Here is a 19613-nt window from a genome sequence, read left to right on the forward strand (position 1 = left end):
CGGGGGCAAGCCCCCTCCCACATTTTGACCGAGTACATCCTTAAGTGTGGGAGGGGGCTTGCCCCCGATGACTATTTCAGCCACACCAAAAAAATGCCCTGCCTTGCCAGGGCATTTTGCTGTCCAGCATTCAACTTGCCCCCCACCAGGCCGACAAACTGGCACTATCAAGCCAAATGACTCGCAGAGATAACGGACATGTCCCTACGCACCCTGCTCACCGCCATGCTCCTGACCGCCAGCGTCACGGCTGTGGCCGACACCGAAGTGGTCAACCTGAGCAACCGTACCAGCGCCGATCTGCTGCCGGTAGCGCAGAATTTCATTGGCAAGGACGGCACCGTCAGCGCCTATGGCAACCAGCTTATTGTCAACGCGGATCCGGCGAAGATCGAAGGTCTGCGCGCCCTGCTCGCTCAACTCGACACGCCGGCCAAGCGCCTGTTGATCACCGTCGACACCAGCGAAAGCAACCAGCAGAGCAGCGGCGACAGCCAGACTCGTATCATCAGCTACGGCACCACCAGCCGCGACGGCGGCATCCAGCAGATCCAGGCCAGTGAAGGCGTACCCGCGCTGATCCAGGTCGGCCAGAGCGTACCGCTGACCACGACCCAGCAGGACAGCTACGGCCGCCTGCAAAACCAGACCCAGTATCGAAACGTCACCCAGGGTTTCTACGTGACCGCAAGCGTCACCGGCGAGACCGTCCACCTGGCCATCAGTACCAATCGTGACCGCATGAGCCAGGAACGTCCCGATGTAGTGAACATGCAAAGTACCGACACAAGTGTCAGTGGCCGCCTGGGCGAATGGATCTCCCTGGCCGGCATCAACCGCGAGACCCAGGCCGATAAATCCTCTACAACCCGCAGCTACTCTACTCAGGGTCGCGATGATCTGACTTTGCGGGTAAAAGTCGATACGCTGAACTGAAGCACCAAAAACTGACTTGCTAGTCGTATTAGACCAAAGATGTAGTGCTTAAAAAAAAGCACTACAAAATGTTTGACGCCCCTGAAAAGGCTGTGCATGATGGCCTCGCTCCCGCTAATCAAGGGCCCTGGCAAGGGCCTTCGAACCCTACAAGACGCGACGACGAGGTTTATCTACATGGCACTGACACGCGAACAGCAAATTGCAGCCCTTGAAAAAGACTGGGCTGAAAACCCACGCTGGAAAGGCGTGACCCGCGCTTATTCCGCTGCTGACGTCGTCCGCCTGCGTGGCTCGGTCCAACCTGAGCACACCTTTGCAAAACTCGGCGCCGAGAAGCTGTGGAACCTGGTCACCCAGGGTGCCAAGCCGTCCTTCCGTCCCGACAAAGATTTCGTCAACTGCATGGGCGCCCTCACTGGCGGCCAGGCAGTGCAACAGGTAAAAGCCGGTATCCAGGCGATCTACCTGTCCGGCTGGCAAGTGGCAGCGGACAACAACTCCGCTGAATCCATGTACCCCGACCAGTCGCTGTACCCGGTGGACTCGGTTCCAACCGTGGTCAAGCGCATCAATAACTCGTTCCGTCGCGCCGACCAGATCCAGTGGAAAGCCGGTAAGGGTCCGGGCGATGAAGGCTACATCGACTACTTCGCCCCTATCGTGGCCGACGCCGAAGCCGGTTTCGGTGGCGTGCTCAACGCCTACGAGCTGATGAAGAGCATGATCGAGGCTGGCGCCGCCGGCGTGCACTTCGAAGACCAACTGGCGTCGGTGAAGAAATGCGGCCACATGGGTGGCAAAGTACTGGTTCCAACCCAGGAAGCCGTACAGAAGCTGACCGCTGCCCGCCTGGCCGCTGACGTGGCCGGTACGCCGACCATCATCCTGGCGCGCACCGATGCCAACGCCGCCGACCTGCTGACTTCGGACTGCGACCCGTACGACCAGCCATTCGTCACCGGCGAACGTACTCAGGAAGGCTTCTATAAAGTGCGCGCCGGTCTCGACCAGGCCATCGCCCGCGGCTTGGCCTACGCGCCGTACGCCGACCTGATCTGGTGCGAAACCGCCAAGCCGGACCTGGACGAAGCCCGTCGTTTCGCCGAAGCGATCAAGAAGGAATACCCGGACCAACTGCTGTCCTACAACTGCTCGCCCTCCTTCAACTGGAAAAAGAACCTGGACGACGCGACCATCGCCAAGTTCCAGCGTGAACTGTCGGCCATGGGCTACAAGCACCAGTTCATCACCCTGGCCGGCATTCACAACATGTGGCACAGCATGTTCAACCTGGCGCACGACTACGCCCGCAACGACATGACCGCCTACGTGAAGCTGCAGGAGCAGGAATTCGCTGACGCCGCCAAAGGCTACACCTTCGTGGCGCACCAGCAGGAAGTGGGCACCGGCTACTTCGACGACATGACCACCGTGATTCAGGGCGGCACTTCGTCCGTGACCGCGCTGACCGGTTCGACCGAAGAAGAGCAGTTCCACTAAGCACCGCGTACACGGCCACTGCCGCCCCACGGAAGACCTAACCGCAGTGCCGCGCAACAATCACGCCCCGACTGGTTCGGGGCGTTTTTTTTGCGCGTAAGAAATGCTGCTGGAACAACGCATATCAAAATGTGGGAGGGGGCTTGCCCCCGATAGCGGTGGATCAGCAACAGATGTGCTGACTGGCACTCCGCAATCGGGGGCAAGCCCCCTCCCACAATGGATTTTGCGCAAAACATTGATCCAGAGCGGTATCTGCCCCGGTCAAATCCGTTAAAAGATCCGCACCACCAACTAAGCGACACTCAACCAAGTAACGGCAACTTCCCCCGCCACACGAGAAACATTCGCTTAAACCCCGCGCAAACAATATTCATTATCATTTGGAATGAGAAAACTTCTTTACCACTTAAACAAAACACATTTCATAAAAAGCCCGCTAATGCCCGTCCCGCAAGGGCTACAGCCCCATAAAGGTGCACTATGTGCTTATTCCACCGAATAATTTCGCCACAGGAATTTTACTTGCCCGGTGTTTAGCCATAAAATCACCGAGATTGATTGCAGTGCGACATATCGTCACTGCATCGTTACTTTTTCGAGCTCAGAGACCTTTGCTCTCTGTTAAGGATTTCCAGCATGACCGACGCGACAGGACTCATGGCCCACAACTGGGGCTTTGCCATTTTCCTCCTCGGTGTTGTGGGGCTTTGCGCCTTCATGCTCGGCGTCTCCAGCCTCCTCGGGTCAAAAGCCTGGGGTCGCAGCAAAAACGAACCGTTCGAGTCCGGCATGCTACCTACAGGTGGCGCCCGCTTGCGGCTCTCAGCCAAATTCTATCTGGTCGCGATGCTCTTCGTGATCTTCGATATCGAAGCCCTCTTTCTCTTTGCCTGGTCTGTGTCCGTCCGCGAAAGCGGCTGGACCGGATTCGTCGAAGCTCTCGTTTTCATAGCAATTCTGTTGGCAGGTCTTGTCTACCTGTTCCGAGTGGGCGCCCTTGACTGGGCTCCGGAAGCTCGTCGCAAGCGGCAGGCGAAGCTGAAACAATGAGGCTTTGGCAATGCAATACAATCTCACCAGGATCAACCCGGATGCTCCTAACGAGCAGTACCCCATCGGCGAACGGCAAACCGTTTCCGACCCGTTAGAAGACCAAGTCCACAAGAACATCTACATGGGCAAGCTGGAAGACGTGCTGAGTGGCGCGGTCAACTGGGGGCGTAAAAACTCCCTGTGGCCGTACAACTTCGGCCTTTCGTGCTGCTACGTGGAAATGACCACCGCCTTCACGGCGCCCCACGATATCGCGCGCTTTGGCGCCGAAGTGATCCGGGCATCGCCGCGCCAGGCGGATTTCATGGTTATCGCCGGTACGCCGTTCCTGAAAATGGCCCCCATCATCCAGCGCCTGTATGAACAGATGCTGGAACCCAAGTGGGTCATTTCCATGGGCGCCTGTGCCAATTCCGGTGGCATGTACGACATCTATTCCGTGGTCCAGGGGGTCGATAAGTTCCTCCCGGTGGATGTCTACGTGCCCGGCTGCCCGCCCCGCCCCGAAGCGTTCCTGCAAGGCTTGATGTTGCTGCAGGAATCGATCGGACAGGAGCGTCGCCCGTTGTCCTGGGTCGTCGGCGATCAAGGCGTGTACCGCGCCGACATGCCGTCGCAAAAGGAACAGCGCCGCGAACAGCGAATCGCAGTCACCAATCTGCGCAGCCCCGACGAAGTCTGATCCAGCACCGCTTCTTTTATAGAACGATAACCTGGCTTCATTCTTTACGTTGACCGAAAGCGATAAAAAACCATGACTACAGGCAGTGCTCTGTACATCCCGCCTTATAAGGCAAACGACCAGGACGTGGTCGTCGAACTGAACAACCGTTTTGGCGCCGAGGCGTTCACCGCCCAGGAGACCCGCACCGGCATGCCCGTGTTGTGGGTTGCCCGCGCCAGGCTCATCGAAGTCCTGACCTTCCTGCGCAACTTGCCCAAGCCCTACGTCATGCTCTATGACCTGCATGGCGTGGACGAGCGCCTGCGCACCAAGCGCCAGGGCCTGCCCAGTGGCGCCGATTTCACCGTGTTCTACCACTTGATGTCGCTGGAACGTAACAGCGACGTGATGCTCAAGGTCGCCCTGAGCGAGAGCGACCTGAGCGTACCGACCGTGACCGGCATCTGGCCGAACGCCAACTGGTACGAGCGTGAAGTCTGGGACATGTTCGGCATCGACTTCCCGGGCCACCCGCACCTGACCCGCATCATGATGCCACCGACCTGGGAAGGTCACCCGCTGCGCAAGGACTTCCCGGCGCGCGCCACCGAGTTCGACCCCTTCAGCCTCACCCTGGCCAAGCAACAGCTCGAGGAAGAAGCGGCGCGCTTCAACCCGGAAGACTGGGGCATGAAGCGTTCGGGCACCAACGAGGACTACATGTTCCTCAACCTGGGCCCCAACCACCCTTCGGCCCACGGTGCCTTCCGTATCATCCTGCAACTGGATGGCGAGGAAATCGTCGACTGCGTCCCGGACATCGGCTACCACCACCGTGGTGCCGAAAAAATGGCCGAGCGTCAGTCCTGGCACAGCTTCATCCCCTACACTGACCGTATCGACTACCTCGGCGGCGTGATGAACAACCTGCCGTATGTGCTCTCGGTCGAGAAGCTGGCCGGTATCAAGGTGCCGGACCGCGTCGACACCATTCGCATCATGATGGCCGAGTTCTTCCGCATCACCAGCCACCTGCTGTTCCTGGGTACTTACATCCAGGACGTGGGCGCCATGACGCCGGTGTTCTTCACCTTCACCGACCGCCAGCGCGCCTACAAGGTCATCGAAGCGGTCACCGGTTTCCGTCTGCACCCGGCCTGGTACCGCATCGGCGGCGTGGCCCACGACCTGCCTAACGGTTGGGAGCGCCTGGTCAAGGAATTCATCGACTGGATGCCCAAGCGTCTGGACGAATACCAGAAGGCCGCCCTGGATAACAGCATCCTCAAGGGCCGTACCATCGGCGTCGCGCAATACAACACCAAAGAGGCCCTGGAATGGGGCGTCACCGGTGCCGGCCTGCGTTCCACCGGTTGCGACTTCGACCTGCGCAAGGCGCGCCCGTACTCCGGCTACCAGAACTTCGAGTTCGAAGTACCGCTGGCGGCCAACGGCGATGCCTACGACCGCTGCATCGTGCGCGTCGAAGAAATGCGCCAGAGCCTGAAGATCATCGAGCAGTGCATGCGCAACATGCCGGCAGGCCCGTACAAGGCGGATCACCCGCTGACCACGCCGCCGCCCAAAGAGCGCACGCTGCAGCACATCGAAACCCTGATCACGCACTTCCTGCAGGTTTCGTGGGGCCCGGTGATGCCGGCCAACGAGTCCTTCCAGATGATCGAAGCGACCAAGGGTATCAACAGTTATTACCTGACGAGCGATGGCGGCACCATGAGCTACCGCACCCGGATTCGCACCCCAAGCTTCCCGCACTTGCAGCAGATCCCTTCGGTGATCAAAGGCGAGATGGTCGCGGACTTGATTGCGTACCTGGGTAGTATCGATTTCGTTATGGCCGACGTGGACCGCTAAGCATGAACAGCACGCTTATCCAGACAGACCGTTTCACCTTGAGTGAAACCGAGCGCTCGGCCATCGAGCACGAGCTGCATCACTACGAAGACCCGCGCGCGGCGTCGATCGAAGCCCTGAAGATCGTCCAGAAGGAACGTGGCTGGGTGCCGGACGGCGCTCTCTACGCCATCGGCGAGATCCTCGGCATCCCCGCCAGCGACGTTGAAGGCGTGGCCACGTTCTACAGCCAGATCTTCCGCCAGCCGGTGGGCCGCCACATCATTCGCGTGTGCGACAGCATGGTCTGCTACATCGGTGGCCACGAGTCCGTGGTCAGCGAAATACAGGCAAAGCTGGGCATCGGCCTGGGCCAGACCACCGCCGACGGCCGCTTCACGCTGCTGCCGGTGTGCTGCCTGGGCAACTGCGACAAGGCGCCGGCGTTGATGATCGACGACGACACATTCGGTGACGTACAGCCTGCTGGCGTGACCCAATTGCTCGAGGGCTACCCATGACCCTGACATCTTTCGGCCCGGCCAACCTGATCAAGCGTTCGGCCGAGACCCACCCGCTGACCTGGCGCCTGCGTGATGACGGCGAGCCGGTATGGCTCGACGAATACCAGGCCAAGAACGGTTACGCCGCTGCGCGCAAAGCCTTCGCCGACATGGCCCAGGACGACATCGTCCAGACCGTGAAGGACGCCGGCCTCAAAGGCCGTGGCGGTGCAGGCTTCCCCACGGGCGTGAAATGGGGCCTGATGCCCAAAGACGAATCCATCAACATCCGCTACCTTTTGTGCAACGCGGATGAAATGGAGCCCAACACCTGGAAAGACCGCATGCTGATGGAGCAACTGCCCCATCTGCTGATCGAAGGCATGCTGATCAGTGCCCGCGCGCTGAAAACCTACCGGGGCTACATCTTCCTGCGCGGCGAATACACCACCGCCGCCAAGCACCTCAACCGTGCCGTGGCAGAAGCCAAGGCCGCGGGCCTGCTGGGCAAGAACATCCTCGGTTCCGGCTTTGACTTCGAACTGTTCGTGCACACCGGCGCCGGGCGTTATATCTGCGGAGAAGAAACCGCACTGATCAACTCCCTCGAAGGCCGCCGCGCGAACCCGCGCTCCAAGCCGCCCTTCCCTGCCGCCGTGGGCGTGTGGGGCAAGCCGACCTGCGTGAACAACGTCGAGACCCTGTGCAACGTGCCGGCGATCATTGCCGACGGCGTGGACTGGTACAAATCGTTGGCCCGTGAAGGCAGCGAAGACATGGGCACCAAGCTCATGGGCTTCTCTGGCAAGGTCAAGAACCCTGGCCTGTGGGAACTGCCATTTGGCGTCACCGCGCGCGAGCTGTTTGAGGACTACGCCGGCGGCATGCGCGACGGCTACACCTTGAAAGCCTGGCAGCCAGGCGGCGCCGGCACCGGTTTCCTGCTGCCCGAGCACCTCGACGCGCAGATGTATGCCGGCGGCATCGGCAAGGTGGGCACCCGGATGGGCACCGGCCTGGCGATGGCGGTGGACAACACGGTGAACATGGTCTCGCTGCTGCGCAACATGGAGCAGTTCTTCGCCCGTGAATCCTGCGGCTTCTGCACCCCTTGCCGCGACGGTCTGCCGTGGAGCGTCAAGCTGCTGATGGCGCTGGAAAACGGCGAAGGTCGCGAGGGTGATATCGAAACCCTGCTCGGGCTGGTCGGCTTCCTTGGCCCAGGCAAGACCTTCTGTGCTCACGCACCGGGCGCCGTGGAGCCATTGGGCAGCGCAATCAAATACTTCCGCCCTGAATTCGAGGCCGGCATCGCGCCAACCCGCGCGGGCGAACTCACTCAGGTGGTATCACCGACGATGGTCGGTGCGTAACGCTTAAAAAGGCGAAGGGTCCGTGCCCTTCGCTTTTCTCATGTGCGGACGCCTTGATGGCTGTGTTGATGCACATGAATAACAAGATTCCATTAGCCACGCCCGCTGACAACGGGCCAACGAAGAACTTTGAACCATGGCCACTATCCACGTAGACGGCAAAGCGCTCGAAGTCGATGGGGCGGACAACCTGTTACAGGCATGTCTGTCACTCGGCCTCGACATCCCGTATTTCTGCTGGCACCCCGCGCTTGGTAGCGTCGGTGCCTGTCGCCAGTGTGCGGTCAAGCAATACACCGACGAGAACGACACCCGTGGTCGTATCGTCATGTCGTGCATGACCCCAGCCACCGACAACACCTGGATCTCCATCGACGATGAAGAATCCAAGGCTTTCCGCGCCAGCGTGGTCGAATGGCTGATGACCAACCACCCCCACGACTGCCCGGTCTGTGAGGAAGGCGGTCACTGCCACCTGCAAGACATGACGGTGATGACCGGCCACAACGAGCGCCGTTATCGCTTCACCAAGCGTACCCACCAGAACCAGGACCTCGGCCCGTTCATTTCCCACGAAATGAACCGCTGCATCGCCTGCTACCGCTGCGTGCGCTTCTATAAAGACTATGCCGGCGGCACTGACCTGGGCGTGTTCGGCGCCCACGACAACGTGTACTTCGGTCGCGTTGAAGACGGCGTGCTCGAAAGCGAGTTCTCCGGCAACCTCACCGAGGTCTGCCCCACCGGTGTGTTCACCGACAAGACTCACTCCGAGCGCTACAACCGCAAATGGGACATGCAATTCGCGCCAAGCATCTGCCATGGCTGCTCCAGCGGTTGCAACATCTCCCCGGGCGAGCGCTACGGCGAACTGCGTCGTATCGAAAACCGCTTCAACGGTTCGGTCAACCAGTACTTCCTGTGCGACCGTGGCCGTTTCGGCTATGGCTACGTCAACCGCGAAGACCGTCCACGCCAGCCGCTGCTGGCCGACGGCGCCAAGCTGAGCGTGGACGCGGCGCTGGACAAGGCCGCCGACCTGCTGCGTGGCCGTAACATCGTCGGGATCGGTTCGCCCCGCGCCAGCCTCGAAAGCAATTTCGCGTTGCGCGAGCTGGTGGGTGCCGAGCACTTCTACAGCGGTATCGAAGCCGGCGAGCTGGAGCGCATCCGCTTGGTTCTGCAAGTGCTGAATGACAGCCCCCTGCCCGTGCCGAACATGCGCGACATCGAAGACCACGATGCGATCTTCGTGCTCGGTGAAGACCTGACCCAGACCGCCGCGCGTATAGCGCTGTCGCTGCGCCAGTCGGTCAAAGGCAAGGCCGAAGACATGGCCGACGCCATGCGCGTACAGCCTTGGCTCGACGCTGCAGTGAAGAACATCGGCCAGCACGCGCTGAACCCGCTGTTTATCGCGTCCCTGGCTGAAACCAAGCTCGACGACATCGCCGAAGAATGCGTCCACGCCGCACCGGACGACCTCGCCCGCCTCGGTTTCGCCGTGGCCCACGCCCTCGACGCCAGCGCACCGGCCGTCGAAGGCCTGGACGTTGAAGCCGTGGAACTGGCCCAACGCATCGCCGACGCCCTGCTGGCCGCCAAGCGCCCATTGATCATCGCCGGTACCTCGTTGGGTTCCAAGGCGCTGATCGAAGCCGCCGCCAACATCGCCAAGGCCCTGAAGCTGCGTGACAAGAACGGCTCCATCAGCCTGGTTGTACCGGAAGCCAACAGCCTTGGCCTGGCCATGCTCGGTGGCGAATCCGTGGACGCGGCCCTGCAAGCGGTGATCGACGGCAATGCCGACGCCATCGTGGTGCTGGAAAACGACCTGTACACCCGTACCGCTGCGGCCAAGGTTGACGCTGCGCTCAACGCCGCCAAGGTGCTGATCGTCACGGACCACCAGAAGACCGCCACCAGCGAACGCGCCCACCTGGTATTGCCGGCTGCCACCTTCGCCGAAGGCGACGGCACCCTGGTCAGCCAGGAAGGCCGCGCCCAGCGTTTCTTCCAGGTGTTCGATCCGAAGTACATGGACGCCAGCATCCTGGTGCACGAAGGCTGGCGCTGGCTGCATGCCCTGCGCGCGACCTTGCTGAACCAGCCGATCGACTGGACCCAGCTCGACCACGTGACTGCCGCCACCGCCGCCAGCGCGCCGCAGCTGGCGCGTATCGTCGACGCCGCGCCGTCCGCCGCGTTCCGCATCAAGGGCTTGAAACTGGCCCGTGAACCGCTGCGTTACTCCGGGCGCACCGCCATGCGCGCCAACATCAGCGTGCACGAACCGCGTACCCCGCAAGATAACGACACCGCGTTCGCCTTCTCCATGGAAGGTTACTCGGGTTCGGTCGAGCCGCGTCAGCAGGTGCCGTTCGCCTGGTCGCCGGGCTGGAACTCGCCGCAGGCCTGGAACAAGTTCCAGGACGAAGTCGGTGGTCACATCCGCGCCGGCGACCCGGGCACCCGCCTGATCGAAAGCACCGGAGATTCGCTGAACTGGTTCGCTGCGGTACCGCGTCCGTTCAACCCGGCCCAGGGTACCTGGCAGGTCGTGCCGTTCTTCCACCTGTTCGGCAGCGAAGAGACTTCTTCCAAGGCCGCGCCGGTTCAGGAACGCATTCCCGCGCCTTACGTGGCCCTGGCCAAGTCCGAAGCCGACCGCCTCGGCGTCAACGACGGTGCGCTGCTCAGCCTGAACGTGGCCGGCCAGACCCTGCGCCTGCCGCTGCGCATCAACGAAGCGTTGGGCGCCGGCCTGGTGGCATTGCCAAAAGGCATCGCCGGTATTCCTGCGGCAATCTTTGGCAAAACCGTTGACGGTCTGCAGGAGGCAGCGCAATGACCTGGTTCACCCCTGAAGTGATCGACGTGATCATCTCGGTCGTCAAGGCCATCGTGATCCTGTTGGCCGTGGTCGTTGCGGGCGCCCTGCTCAGCTTCGTCGAACGTCGCCTGCTGGGCTGGTGGCAGGACCGTTACGGTCCGAACCGCGTTGGCCCGTTCGGTATGTTCCAGATCGCCGCCGACATGCTGAAGATGTTCTTCAAGGAAGACTGGACGCCGCCGTTCGCCGACAAGGTGATCTTCACCCTGGCGCCGGTCGTGGCCATGAGCGCCTTGCTGATCGCCTTTGCGATCATCCCGATCACCCCGACCTGGGGCGTGGCGGACCTGAACATCGGCCTGCTGTTCTTCTTCGCCATGGCCGGTCTGTCGGTGTATGCGGTGCTGTTCGCCGGCTGGTCGAGCAACAACAAGTTCGCCCTGCTGGGCAGCTTGCGTGCTTCGGCGCAAACCGTATCCTATGAAGTGTTCATGGGGTTGGCGCTGATGGGCATCGTGGTGCAGGTTGGCTCGTTCAACATGCGCGATATCGTCGAGTACCAGGCACAGAACCTGTGGTTCATCATTCCGCAGTTCTTTGGCTTCTGCACCTTCTTCATCGCTGGCGTGGCCGTGACTCACCGTCACCCGTTCGACCAGCCGGAAGCGGAACAGGAACTGGCCGACGGTTACCACATTGAATATGCCGGCATGAAGTGGGGCATGTTCTTTGTCGGTGAGTACATCGGCATCATCTTGATCTCGGCCCTGCTGGTCACGCTGTTCTTCGGCGGCTGGCACGGTCCGTTCGGCATCCTGCCGCAATTGGCCTTCTTCTGGTTCTTCTTGAAGACCGCGTTCTTCATCATGCTGTTCATCCTGCTGCGCGCCTCGATTCCGCGCCCGCGCTATGACCAGGTGATGGATTTCAGCTGGAGATTCTGCCTGCCGCTGACCCTGATCAATTTGCTGGTGACGGCTGCCGTCGTGTTGATGAACACGCCGGCTGCCGCGGTTCAGTGAGGATTTGACCCATGTTCAAATATATTGGCGACATCGTTAAGGGTACCGGTACCCAGTTGCGAAGCCTGGTGATGGTGTTCGGTCACGGCTTTCGCAAACGCGACACCCTGCAATACCCGGAAGAAGCGGTGTACCTGCCGCCGCGCTATCGCGGCCGCATCGTACTGACCCGCGACCCCGATGGCGAAGAGCGTTGCGTAGCCTGCAACTTGTGCGCTGTGGCGTGCCCGGTGGGTTGCATCTCCCTGCAGAAAGCTGAAACCGAAGACGGTCGCTGGTACCCGGACTTCTTCCGCATCAACTTCTCGCGCTGCATTTTCTGCGGCCTCTGCGAGGAAGCTTGCCCGACCACCGCGATCCAGCTCACGCCGGATTTCGAGATGGCCGAGTTCAAACGTCAGGACCTGGTGTACGAGAAAGAAGATCTGCTGATCTCTGGTCCCGGTAAAAACCCTGATTACAACTTCTATCGTGTTGCAGGTATGGCCGTTGCCGGTAAGCCCAAGGGCGCCGCACAAAACGAAGCCGAGCCGATCAACGTGAAGAGCTTGCTGCCTTAAGGAAGAAAGATGGAATTCGCTTTCTATTTCGCATCGGGTATTGCAGTGGTGTCCACGCTTCGCGTGATCACCAACACCAACCCCGTGCACGCCCTGCTCTACCTGATCATTTCGCTGATCGCCGTGGCCATGACCTTCTTTGCCCTCGGCGCGCCGTTCGCCGGTGTGCTGGAAGTGATCGCCTACGCCGGCGCCATCATGGTGCTGTTCGTGTTTGTGGTGATGATGCTCAACCTGGGGCCGGCGTCGGTCGCCCAGGAACGCGTCTGGCTCAAGCCCGGCATCTGGCTCGGCCCGGTTGTCCTCGCAGCCCTGCTGCTGGGTGAACTGCTGTATGTGCTGTTCGCTCACCAGAGCGGCCAGGCCATCGGCCACACCACCGTGGACGCGAAAGCCGTGGGCGTCAGCCTGTTCGGTCCGTACCTGCTGGTGGTCGAACTGGCTTCGATGCTGCTGCTCGCCGCAGCCATCACTGCCTTCCACTTGGGCCGCAACGAAGCCAAGGAGCAATGACGATGCCTGCTATCCCTTTGGAGCATGGTCTGGCGGTCGCCGGCATCCTGTTCTGCCTTGGCCTGGTCGGCCTGATGGTGCGCCGTAACATTCTGTTCGTGTTGATGAGCCTGGAAATCATGATGAACGCTGCGGCACTCGCGTTCATCGTGGCAGGCGCACGTTGGGGCCAGCCGGATGGACAAGTCATGTTCATCCTGGTGATCAGCCTGGCAGCCGCCGAAGCCAGTATTGGCCTGGCGATCCTGCTGCAGCTGTATCGTCGCTTCCACACGCTTGATATCGACGCTGCCAGTGAGATGCGCGGATGAACATGATCTTTCTGACTTTCGTATTTCCCCTGCTCGGTTTCCTGCTGCTGTCGTTCTCTCGCGGACGCTGGTCGGAGAACCTCTCGGCCCTGATCGGCGTAGGTTCCATTGGTCTCTCGGCCATCGTGGCCGCCTACGTCATCTGGCAATTCAACGTGGCGCCACCCGAAGGCGGTCACTACACCCTGGTGCTGTGGCAGTGGATGTCGGTGGAGGGCTTCAAGCCCAACTTCGCCCTCTATGTCGACGGCCTGTCGATCACCATGCTCGGCGTGGTGGTGGGTGTGGGCTTTTTGATCCACCTGTTCGCGTCCTGGTACATGCGTGGTGAAGCGGGCTACTCGCGCTTCTTCTCGTACACCAACCTGTTTATCGCCAGCATGCTGTTCCTGGTGCTCGGCGATAACCTGTTGTTCCTCTACTTCGGCTGGGAAGGCGTGGGCCTGTGCTCGTACCTGTTGATCGGTTTCTACTACAGCAACCGCAACAACGGTAACGCAGCACTCAAGGCGTTTATCGTCACGCGCATCGGCGACGTGTTCATGGCCATCGGCCTGTTCATCCTGTTCCAACAGGTGGGCACGCTGAATATCCAGGAACTGCTGGTGCTGGCGCCGCAGAAATTCCAGGTCGGCGACTTCTGGATCACCCTGGCGACCCTGATGCTGCTGGGCGGCGCCGTGGGTAAATCCGCGCAACTGCCGCTGCAGACCTGGTTGGCGGACGCAATGGCCGGCCCTACGCCGGTGTCGGCACTGATCCACGCCGCGACCATGGTGACCGCCGGTGTCTACCTGATCGCGCGTACCCACGGCCTGTTTACCCTGGCGCCGGACATCCTGCACCTCGTTGGCATCGTCGGCGGCGTGACCCTGGTACTGGCCGGCTTCGCAGCCCTGGTACAGACCGACATCAAGCGTATCCTCGCCTACTCGACCATGAGCCAGATCGGCTACATGTTCCTGGCCCTGGGTGTCGGCGCCTGGGACGCGGCGATTTTCCACCTGATGACCCACGCCTTCTTCAAGGCCCTGCTGTTCCTTGCTTCCGGTGCGGTGATCGTCGCCTGCCACCACGAGCAGAACATCTTCAAGATGGGCGGCCTGTGGAAAAAACTGCCACTGGCCTACGCCAGCTTCATCGTCGGTGGTGCCGCTCTGGCCGCCCTGCCGTTGGTGACCGCCGGCTTCTACTCCAAGGACGAAATCCTCTGGGAAGCGTTCGCCAGCGGTAACCATAACCTGCTGTATGCGGGCCTGGTGGGTGCGTTCATGACCTCGCTGTACACCTTCCGCCTGATCTTCATCACCTTCCACGGTGAAGCCAAGACCGAAGCCCATGCAGGCCATGGCATCTCCCACTGGCTGCCGCTGTCGGTGCTGATCGTGCTGTCGACCTTCATCGGCGCACTGATCACCCCGCCACTGGCCGGTGTGCTGCCTGAAAGCGTCGGCCATGCCGGCGGCGCCGACAAGCACAGCCTGGAAATCGCCTCGGGCGCCATCGCCATTGCCGGTATCCTGCTGGCGGCCCTGCTGTTCCTCGGCAAGCGTCGCTTCGTCACGGCGGTCGCCAACAGTGGCATCGGGCGCTTCCTGTCGGCCTGGTGGTTCGCCGCCTGGGGCTTCGATTGGCTCTACGACAAACTGTTCGTCAAGCCTTACCTCGCCATCAGCCATGTACTGCGTAAAGATCCGCTCGACCAGACCATTGGTTTGATCCCGCGTGCCGCCAAGGCCGGTCACACCGCCCTGAGCCGCAGCGAGACCGGCCAATTGCGTTGGTATGCAGCGTCCATGGCGGCGGGTGCCGTTCTGGTGATCGGCGCCATCGTCGTGGTAGCGGTCTGACTATGTTTAAGTGCACTGCGTACTTTGCGAACTTGCGAAAGGAAACGAGCCCGTCATGATTCTGCCCTGGCTAATCCTGATCCCCTTTATCGGCGGCCTGCTCTGCTGGATGGGTGAACGCTTCGGCGCCACCCTCCCCCGCTGGATTGCGTTGCTGACCATGTCCCTGGAACTCGCGCTCGGCCTCTGGCTGTGGGCCCATGGTGACTATTCATTCGCTCCGGCACCGGGCGTCGATCCAACCTTCGCGCTTGAATTCAAGCACGTATGGATCCAGCGCTTCGGCATCAACGTGCACTTGGCCCTCGACGGCCTGTCGCTGTTGATGATCCTGCTGACCGGCCTGCTGGGTATCCTCTCGGTACTCTGCTCCTGGAAAGAGATCCAGCGTCACGTGGGCTTCTTCCACCTGAACCTGATGTGGATCCTGGGCGGCGTTGTCGGCGTGTTCCTGGCGCTGGACCTGTTCATGTTCTTCTTCTTCTGGGAAATGATGCTGGTGCCGATGTACTTCCTCATCGCGCTCTGGGGTCACAGTTCTTCGGATGGCAAGAAAACCCGGATCTACGCGGCGACCAAGTTCTTCATCTTCACCCAGGCTTCCGGCCTGATCATGTTGGTGGCGATCCTGGGCCTGGTCCTGGTCAACTTCAACAATACCGGCGTAATTACTTTCAACTACGCCGACCTGTTGAAGACCAAGATGTCCCTGACCACCGAATACGTGCTGATGCTGGGCTTCTTCATCGCGTTTGCGGTGAAGCTGCCGGTGGTGCCGTTCCACTCCTGGTTGCCTGACGCTCACGCCCAGGCGCCGACTGCCGGCTCCGTGGACCTGGCCGGTATCCTGTTGAAGACGGCGGCCTATGGCCTGCTGCGTTTCGCCCTGCCGCTGTTCCCGAATGCCTCGGCCGAGTTCGCGCCGATCGCCATGACCCTGGGTCTGATCGGGATCTTCTACGGCGCGTTCCTGGCCTTCGCACAAACCGACATCAAGCGCCTGATTGCCTTCTCGTCCGTTTCCCACATGGGTTTTGTACTGATCGGCATCTACTCCGGCAGCCAACTGGCGCTGCAGGGCGCGGTGATCCAGATGTTGGCCCACGGTGTGTCGGCCGCTGCGCTGTTTATCCTCAGTGGCCAGTTGTACGAGCGCCTGCATACCCGTGACATGCGTGAAATGGGTGGCGTGTGGTCGCGCATCGCGTACCTGCCGGCGATCAGCCTGTTCTTCGCCGCTGCGTCCCTGGGCCTGCCGGGTACCGGCAACTTCATCGGCGAGTTCCTGATCCTGATGGGGGCCTTCGTGCAGACGCCGTGGATCAGTGCCATTGCCACCTCCGGCCTGGTGTTCGGTTCGGTGTACTCGCTGATCATGATCCACCGCGCCTACTTCGGCCCGGCCAAGTCCGACACCGTCCTGCAAGGGATGGATGCGCGCGAACTGATCATGGTGCTCGGCCTTGCTGTATTGCTGATCTACATCGGCGTTTACCCGCAGCCGTTCCTGGACACTTCTGCCGCCACGATGCATGGCGTGCAGCAGTGGTTCGGCACCGCCTTCTCTCAACTCGCTTCGGCCCGGTAAGAGCGCTATGGAATTCACGATCCAACACTTTATCGCGCTTGCGCCGCTGCTGATCACCAGCCTCACCATTGTGGTGGTGATGCTGGCGATCGCCTGGCGCCGCAATCATTCGCAAACGTTCCTGCTGTCCTGCGCCGGTTTGAACCTGGCCCTGCTGTCGATCATCCCGGCCCTCAAGGTCGCGCCACTGGCGGTGACCCCGCTGATGATGGTCGATGACTTCGCGCTGCTGTACATCGCGCTGATCCTGGTCGCGACCCTGGCCTGCGTCACCCTCGCCCACGCTTACCTTGGCGAAGGCGGCACCGGCTACCCGGGCAACAAGGAAGAGCTGTACCTGCTGATCCTGCTGGCTGCGGCCGGTGGCATCGTGCTGGTCAGCGCACAGCATCTGGCCGGCTTGTTCATCGGCCTGGAATTGCTGTCGATCCCGACCTACGGCCTGGTGGCATATGCCTTCTTCAGCAAGCGCTCCCTGGAGGCCGGCATCAAGTACATGGTGCTGTCGGCAGCCGGTTCCGCGTTCCTGTTGTTCGGTATGGCCCTGCTCTACGCCGAAGCCGGCAGCCTGAGCTTCACCGGTATCGGCCACGCCCTGGCCGCCACCAACAGCCCGGCGCCGATTGCCCAACTGGGCCTGGCGATGATGCTGATCGGCCTGGCGTTCAAGCTGTCGCTGGTGCCGTTCCACCTGTGGACCCCGGACGTGTACGAAGGCGCCCCGGCGCCGGTAGCCGCGTTCCTGGCCACGGCGTCCAAGGTTGCCGTGTTTGCGGTGATGGTGCGTCTGTTCCAGATCTCCCCTGCCGCCAACACTGGCGTATTGAGCAACGTACTGACCGTGATCGCCATTGCATCGATCCTGTTCGGTAACCTGCTGGCGCTGACCCAGAACAATCTCAAGCGTCTGCTGGGCTACTCCTCCATCGCCCACTTCGGCTACCTGCTGATCGCCCTGGTGGCGAGCAAAGGCCTGGCCGTGGAAGCCATCGGCGTGTACCTGGTCACCTACGTGATCACCAGCCTCGGCGCATTCGGCGTGATAACGCTGATGTCCTCGCCCTACAAAGGCCGTGACGCCGACGCCCTGTACGAATACCGCGGCCTGTTCTGGCGCCGTCCGTACCTGACCGCCGTACTCACCGTGATGATGCTGTCCCTGGCCGGTATTCCGCTGACTGCGGGCTTTATCGGCAAGTTCTACATCGTCGCTACCGGTGTCGAAGCCCACGAATGGTGGCTGGTTGCCTCGTTGGTACTGGGCAGCGCCATCGGCGTGTTCTATTACCTGCGCGTGATGGTCACCCTGTACCTGATCGAGCCGAACCTGCGCCGTGTGGATGCCGAGCTGCATTGGGAACAGAAGGCAGGTGGCGTGATGCTGCTCGCCATCGCCCTGCTCGCGTTCTTCCTGGGTGTATACCCGCAACCGTTGCTCACGCTGGTGCAGCATGCGGTGCTGGGGGTTTGATCGCTTAGGTTGATGCAGTAAAAAGAACGGCGCCTCTGGGCGCCGTTTTTGCGCCTCAGAGGGAAACAATAGAGATGCAGTGCAACCACTATCGTCTTCGCGGGCAAGCCCACTCCCACAGGGGTATGCATTCCAAATGTGGGAGCGGGCTTGCCCGCGAAGGCGCCTGAACGGGCACTACGGAAGCGCCTTACCTAATACACAACTCCGTCTGACATACGGTCCCAACTTCCTTTCTTAGAGTGACCCGCTCATACGCAATCTACGTAGGAGCAACTATGACCCGCCCTATCGCTTCAGAGTTAATCGAAGGCTTCGATGCCCTGGCCGACGAACGCCAGGGAAAAATCACCCTGCGCACCCACAAAGTGCACCTCAACAAGCTGGCGCCGCTTACCGCAGACGAGGTGATCGCAGTACGTCAGCAACTCAACCTCTCCCGGTCGGTATTCGCCATGTACCTGCGTACCAACACCCGGACCCTGGAGAACTGGGAACAAGGCCGGGCCAAACCAAATGCACAGGCAGTCACGCTGATACGGCTGGTGGCGCGTTTTCCCGAGACCGTGGCGCAACTGGCCGCACTGGGCTGACCTGCAAGCAAAAAAAAACGCCCCGACAGTTCGGGGCGTTTTTTACGGTGCAACAGTGTCAGAACGCGATACCGACCTTGAATCCATACTCGTCACGCTTGAGCTTGGTGTTGTCGGCTACATAGGAGTCGTCATCGAGCTTGTACTCGGTACGGGTGTAGTACAGGCCCGCCATCACCGGCAGGTTGCCCTTCTGGTTCATCAACAGGCTGACTTCGGCGTAAGGGTTGGTGCGGTCCTTGAGGTCCACGCTGTCGCTGCCGACGCCGTCCACTTTGAGTTTGGCGCGGCCATCGATGGTATGACGGGCGCCGGCTTCAACGCGCAGGGTCATGTCATCGAACTGGTGGTTGTAGCCCAGGGCGGCCTTGGCGAACGGCGACTTGTTGGTGAGCTTCAGGTCGTAGCCATTGGTGTCCGGCTCGTAGCGGGTCCAGGTGTAGCCACCGCCGACAATCACGTCGACGAAGTTGCGCGCATCCAGCGCGGCACGCCAGCCGAGGTCGAGGTCGGCCTGGCCTTCCTTGAGCTTGTTATCGCTTTTCTCACCGTACTTGGCTTCGATACCGGCCTGGTAGATGAAGCCGGATTCAGCGGTGAGCTTGTTGCCGAAGTTGTAGAACAGGCCCGCCTCGGGCATGTGGTCCTTGTCGCTTTCGCTACCGCCTTCGAGTTTGAAGTCGTTATAGCTGCCGAGGATCCCGAAGGTGGAAATCGGGTCGGTCGACGGTGCCGCCAACGCCACGGTTGGCGTCGCCACCAGGGCCAGCCACGAGGCGTTCTTGAGGAATTTTCCGAATAGTTTGGACATCGTTTAAATCTCCATTTTTGAGCGGGCAAAGTATTCAGGAATCGGTTCGAACCTTGGCGCCAGCAAAAAGTTCGAACGAATTTGCACCAAAATGGAGAAAAAACGGTTCAGCGAAGGCTCTAGTTCAATACTCTTGAGGCGCCACTCTACCGCGCCTGGAGGCGAATTGTGA

At 60.9% G+C, this 19613-nt stretch carries 17 protein-coding genes; 16 read left to right on the plus strand and 1 reads right to left on the minus strand.

Annotated elements, in window-relative coordinates; genetic code table 11:
• The first annotated feature begins 198 nt into the window (after positions 1-198).
• The 16 genes from MRY17_RS15315 (at position 199) to MRY17_RS15390 (ending at position 18630) form a co-directional block, all read left to right on the plus strand.
• Positions 199-936, plus strand: a complete 738-nt coding sequence (locus MRY17_RS15315; RefSeq protein ID WP_243352408.1) for a secretin N-terminal domain-containing protein — start codon at positions 199-201, stop codon at positions 934-936.
• Between the two features lie 177 nt (positions 937-1113).
• Positions 1114-2439: an isocitrate lyase gene (gene aceA / locus MRY17_RS15320; RefSeq protein ID WP_025858968.1), complete on the plus strand. Its 1326-nt coding sequence runs from the start codon at positions 1114-1116 to the stop codon at positions 2437-2439.
• A gap of 639 nt (positions 2440-3078) precedes the next feature.
• Positions 3079-3492, plus strand: coding sequence for an NADH-quinone oxidoreductase subunit A (locus MRY17_RS15325; RefSeq protein WP_003192109.1), 414 nt, complete (start codon positions 3079-3081; stop codon positions 3490-3492).
• Positions 3493-3502: 10 nt separating this feature from the next.
• Positions 3503-4177, plus strand: a complete 675-nt coding sequence (locus MRY17_RS15330) for an NADH-quinone oxidoreductase subunit B (RefSeq protein ID WP_191951894.1) — start codon at positions 3503-3505, stop codon at positions 4175-4177.
• Between the two features lie 72 nt (positions 4178-4249).
• Positions 4250-6034, plus strand: a complete 1785-nt coding sequence (gene nuoC / locus MRY17_RS15335) for an NADH-quinone oxidoreductase subunit C/D (RefSeq protein WP_243352409.1) — start codon at positions 4250-4252, stop codon at positions 6032-6034.
• A gap of 2 nt (positions 6035-6036) precedes the next feature.
• A complete protein-coding gene (gene nuoE, locus MRY17_RS15340) occupies positions 6037-6534 on the plus strand; it encodes an NADH-quinone oxidoreductase subunit NuoE (protein WP_003232080.1) in 498 nt (165 codons plus the stop codon).
• Positions 6531-7889 carry an NADH-quinone oxidoreductase subunit NuoF gene (gene nuoF / locus MRY17_RS15345; protein WP_057024316.1) on the plus strand — a complete coding sequence of 453 codons (1359 nt, stop codon included), beginning with the start codon at positions 6531-6533 and terminating at the stop codon, positions 7887-7889. Before nuoE ends, nuoF begins: the two co-directional genes overlap by 4 nt.
• A 136-nt stretch (positions 7890-8025) precedes the next feature.
• Positions 8026-10740 carry an NADH-quinone oxidoreductase subunit NuoG gene (nuoG, locus tag MRY17_RS15350; protein WP_243352410.1) on the plus strand — a complete coding sequence of 905 codons (2715 nt, stop codon included), beginning with the start codon at positions 8026-8028 and terminating at the stop codon, positions 10738-10740.
• On the plus strand, positions 10737-11744 hold the full coding sequence (gene nuoH / locus MRY17_RS15355) for an NADH-quinone oxidoreductase subunit NuoH (RefSeq protein ID WP_124424056.1): 1008 nt from the start codon (positions 10737-10739) through the stop codon (positions 11742-11744). Before nuoG ends, nuoH begins: the two co-directional genes overlap by 4 nt.
• 11 nt (positions 11745-11755) lie before the next feature.
• Entirely contained in the window at positions 11756-12304 is a 549-nt protein-coding gene (gene nuoI, locus MRY17_RS15360) for an NADH-quinone oxidoreductase subunit NuoI (RefSeq protein WP_003174725.1), read from the plus strand.
• Between the two features lie 9 nt (positions 12305-12313).
• Positions 12314-12817 carry an NADH-quinone oxidoreductase subunit J gene (gene nuoJ / locus MRY17_RS15365; RefSeq protein ID WP_065884950.1) on the plus strand — a complete coding sequence of 168 codons (504 nt, stop codon included), beginning with the start codon at positions 12314-12316 and terminating at the stop codon, positions 12815-12817.
• A gap of 2 nt (positions 12818-12819) precedes the next feature.
• Positions 12820-13128 carry an NADH-quinone oxidoreductase subunit NuoK gene (nuoK, locus tag MRY17_RS15370; RefSeq protein WP_003174727.1) on the plus strand — a complete coding sequence of 103 codons (309 nt, stop codon included), beginning with the start codon at positions 12820-12822 and terminating at the stop codon, positions 13126-13128.
• Positions 13125-14978, plus strand: a complete 1854-nt coding sequence (nuoL, locus tag MRY17_RS15375) for an NADH-quinone oxidoreductase subunit L (protein ID WP_243352411.1) — start codon at positions 13125-13127, stop codon at positions 14976-14978. Before nuoK ends, nuoL begins: the two co-directional genes overlap by 4 nt.
• A gap of 55 nt (positions 14979-15033) precedes the next feature.
• Positions 15034-16566 (plus strand): NADH-quinone oxidoreductase subunit M, encoded by a 1533-nt coding sequence (nuoM, locus tag MRY17_RS15380; protein ID WP_025858974.1) that lies wholly within the window; start codon positions 15034-15036, stop codon positions 16564-16566.
• Positions 16567-16573: 7 nt separating this feature from the next.
• Positions 16574-18037 carry an NADH-quinone oxidoreductase subunit NuoN gene (gene nuoN, locus MRY17_RS15385; protein ID WP_073526615.1) on the plus strand — a complete coding sequence of 488 codons (1464 nt, stop codon included), beginning with the start codon at positions 16574-16576 and terminating at the stop codon, positions 18035-18037.
• Between the two features lie 278 nt (positions 18038-18315).
• On the plus strand, positions 18316-18630 hold the full coding sequence (locus MRY17_RS15390; RefSeq protein WP_181284197.1) for a helix-turn-helix domain-containing protein: 315 nt from the start codon (positions 18316-18318) through the stop codon (positions 18628-18630).
• A gap of 58 nt (positions 18631-18688) precedes the next feature.
• Here the strand turns inward: MRY17_RS15390 and MRY17_RS15395 are convergent, their stop codons facing one another.
• Positions 18689-19441, minus strand: a complete 753-nt coding sequence (locus MRY17_RS15395; RefSeq protein ID WP_191951897.1) for an outer membrane beta-barrel protein — start codon at positions 19439-19441, stop codon at positions 18689-18691.
• Positions 19442-19613 lie beyond the last annotated feature (172 nt).

The organism is Pseudomonas orientalis, assembly GCF_022807995.1.
Taxonomy (GTDB): Bacteria; Pseudomonadota; Gammaproteobacteria; order Pseudomonadales; family Pseudomonadaceae; genus Aquipseudomonas; species Aquipseudomonas orientalis_B.

Coding starts and splice junctions, on each gene's coding strand:
- MRY17_RS15315 (WP_243352408.1), top strand. CDS start 199: ATGTCCCTACGCACCCTGCTCACCGCCATGCTCCTGACCGCCAGCGTC.
- aceA (WP_025858968.1), top strand. CDS start 1,114: ATGGCACTGACACGCGAACAGCAAATTGCAGCCCTTGAAAAAGACTGG.
- MRY17_RS15325 (WP_003192109.1), top strand. CDS start 3,079: ATGACCGACGCGACAGGACTCATGGCCCACAACTGGGGCTTTGCCATT.
- MRY17_RS15330 (WP_191951894.1), top strand. CDS start 3,503: ATGCAATACAATCTCACCAGGATCAACCCGGATGCTCCTAACGAGCAG.
- nuoC (WP_243352409.1), top strand. CDS start 4,250: ATGACTACAGGCAGTGCTCTGTACATCCCGCCTTATAAGGCAAACGAC.
- nuoE (WP_003232080.1), top strand. CDS start 6,037: ATGAACAGCACGCTTATCCAGACAGACCGTTTCACCTTGAGTGAAACC.
- nuoF (WP_057024316.1), top strand. CDS start 6,531: ATGACCCTGACATCTTTCGGCCCGGCCAACCTGATCAAGCGTTCGGCC.
- nuoG (WP_243352410.1), top strand. CDS start 8,026: ATGGCCACTATCCACGTAGACGGCAAAGCGCTCGAAGTCGATGGGGCG.
- nuoH (WP_124424056.1), top strand. CDS start 10,737: ATGACCTGGTTCACCCCTGAAGTGATCGACGTGATCATCTCGGTCGTC.
- nuoI (WP_003174725.1), top strand. CDS start 11,756: ATGTTCAAATATATTGGCGACATCGTTAAGGGTACCGGTACCCAGTTG.
- nuoJ (WP_065884950.1), top strand. CDS start 12,314: ATGGAATTCGCTTTCTATTTCGCATCGGGTATTGCAGTGGTGTCCACG.
- nuoK (WP_003174727.1), top strand. CDS start 12,820: ATGCCTGCTATCCCTTTGGAGCATGGTCTGGCGGTCGCCGGCATCCTG.
- nuoL (WP_243352411.1), top strand. CDS start 13,125: ATGAACATGATCTTTCTGACTTTCGTATTTCCCCTGCTCGGTTTCCTG.
- nuoM (WP_025858974.1), top strand. CDS start 15,034: ATGATTCTGCCCTGGCTAATCCTGATCCCCTTTATCGGCGGCCTGCTC.
- nuoN (WP_073526615.1), top strand. CDS start 16,574: ATGGAATTCACGATCCAACACTTTATCGCGCTTGCGCCGCTGCTGATC.
- MRY17_RS15390 (WP_181284197.1), top strand. CDS start 18,316: ATGACCCGCCCTATCGCTTCAGAGTTAATCGAAGGCTTCGATGCCCTG.
- MRY17_RS15395 (WP_191951897.1), bottom strand. CDS start 19,441: ATGTCCAAACTATTCGGAAAATTCCTCAAGAACGCCTCGTGGCTGGCC.